Here is a 439-nt window from a genome sequence, read left to right on the forward strand (position 1 = left end):
TGATTAGTATCAACAAATCAAAGCCGATTTGTTCATTCAAATCGGCTTTTTATTTTCCGCACCCATACCCATTAAAGAGGAGACGCTAACGATGCACCCTGAAACGCTTGTATCACCGCGCCGTAATTGGCAAGATTTCACGTTAAATGTCTTAAATGGTAATAGCCTCGGCATTATCATTGCTCTGTTGCCACCTGCTTTAACAAGCCAGGTCTTATTACTTTTCGGTCAACATCCTTTGGTTCGTCTCATCACCATGATGACGAGTGTCTCACAAAGCATGTTGCCAATTATTGCTGCGTTTGCCGTCGGTTATTTCCTACGGCTCAGTACGTTAGCGTCCGCCTCAATCGGTCTAGCGAGCGTCGTCTCAGCCGGTGTAGTGACGATTAATCCGAACAACACCTATACCCTAGCCGGTACCGGCGCGATTTTGAAC

At 46.2% G+C, this 439-nt stretch carries 1 protein-coding gene; it reads left to right on the plus strand.

Annotated features, from left to right (window positions below; translation table 11 throughout):
• Positions 1-91: 91 nt before the first annotated feature.
• On the plus strand, positions 92-439 hold a 348-nt coding region (locus tag KH400_RS21175), incomplete at its 3' end, for a PTS sugar transporter subunit IIC (protein WP_217228026.1).

This window comes from Desertibacillus haloalkaliphilus (genome assembly GCF_019039105.1).
GTDB classification, from domain to species: domain Bacteria; phylum Bacillota; class Bacilli; order Bacillales; family KJ1-10-99; genus Desertibacillus; species Desertibacillus haloalkaliphilus.